The sequence below is a fragment of the Pedobacter panaciterrae genome, from assembly GCF_013204795.1.
Classification (GTDB): domain Bacteria; phylum Bacteroidota; class Bacteroidia; order Sphingobacteriales; family Sphingobacteriaceae; genus Pedobacter; species Pedobacter panaciterrae.
Window position 1 is genome coordinate 1 of the sequence record NZ_JABMKW010000010.1, and the last position, 1,531, is coordinate 1,531.

The window sequence follows — 1,531 nt, forward strand, 5'->3', positions numbered from 1 at the left end:
CAATCAAAAAAAGCATTTCCATAGGCGCAAAAGGCTATGGAGAGAAGAAAGTAAATAAGAGCACACAGGGGATGCCTTGGCTCTCAGAGGCGATGAAGGACGTGATAAGCTGCGATAAGCACTGGGGATTAGCAAATATGAATTGATCCGGTGATTTCCGAATGGGGAAACCTGGCTGGTTGAAGACCAGTCGTATATATACGCAAACCTGCCGAACTGAAACATCTAAGTAAGCAGAGGAAGAGAAAATAATAATGATTTCCTAAGTAGTGGCGAGCGAACGGGAAAGAGCCCAAACCAGCTATGTTACGGCATAACTGGGGTTGTAGGACTACGATATGATTATAATGCAATGAAGTGGAACAGGATGGGAAGCCTGGCAATATAGAGTGAGAGCCTCGTACACGTAAGTACCATTAGTCTAGTAGTATCCTGAGTACCGCGAGGTCGGAGACGCCTTGTGGGAATCTGCCGGCACCATCCGGTAAGGCTAAATACTCCTGAGAGACCGATAGTGAACCAGTACCGTGAGGGAAAGGTGAAAAGAACCCCGAACAGGGGAGTGAAATAGAACCTGAAACTGTGTGCTTACAAGCGGTCGGAGCGTCCAGGTGGCGTGACGGCGTGCCTTTTGCATAATGAGCCTACGAGTTACTCTTCTCTGGCAAGGTTAAGTGTTTAAGACACGGATCCGAAGCGAAAGCGAGTCTGAATAGGGCGTATAGTCAGGGGAGGTAGACGCGAAACCTTGTGATCTACCCATGGACAGGTTGAAGGTGCGGTAACACGTACTGGAGGACCGAACCGATAAACGTTGAAAAGTTTCCGGATGATCTGTGGGTAGGGGTGAAAGGCTAATCAAACTGGGAAATAGCTCGTACTCCCCGAAATGTTTTTAGGAACAGCGTCGTGGTGAAGTTAAATAGAGGTAGAGCTACTGATTGGGTGCGGGGGAGTCAAATCCTACCAAATCCAGACAAACTCCGAATGCTATTTAATATACACGGCAGTGAGGCGCGGGGTGCTAAGGTCACGCGCCGAGAGGGAAAGAACCCAGACCATCAGCTAAGGTCCCCAAGTTACAGTTAAGTTGAACTAACGAGGTCCGATTGCATAGACAGCTAGGATGTTGGCTTGGAAGCAGCCATTCATTTAAAGAGTGCGTAACAGCTCACTAGTCGAGCGATCGGGCATGGATAATAAACGGGCATTAAACAGTACACCGAAGCTATGGGTAATATTAATATTACGGTAGGGGAGCATTCCAGCGGCAGCGAAGCTATGACGTAAGTTGTGGTGGAGCTTCTGGAAAAGCAAATGTAGGCATAAGTAACGATAAGGCGGGCGAGAAACCCGCCCACCGAAAGGATAAGGTTTCCTGATCAACGCTAATCGGATCAGGGTTAGTCGGGGCCTAAGGAGAACCCGAAAGGGATATTCGATGGACAACGGATTAATATTTCCGTACTTTTTATAACTGCGATGTGGGGACGGAGTAGTGACACTGCCGCGATCTGACGGAATAGATCGT

At 48.2% G+C, this 1,531-nt stretch carries 1 rRNA gene; it reads left to right on the plus strand.

From position 1 onward, the window contains the following. Window positions 1-44: 44 nt before the first annotated feature. A 23S ribosomal RNA gene (locus HQN86_RS07110) occupies window positions 45-1,531 on the plus strand; the annotation flags it as partial.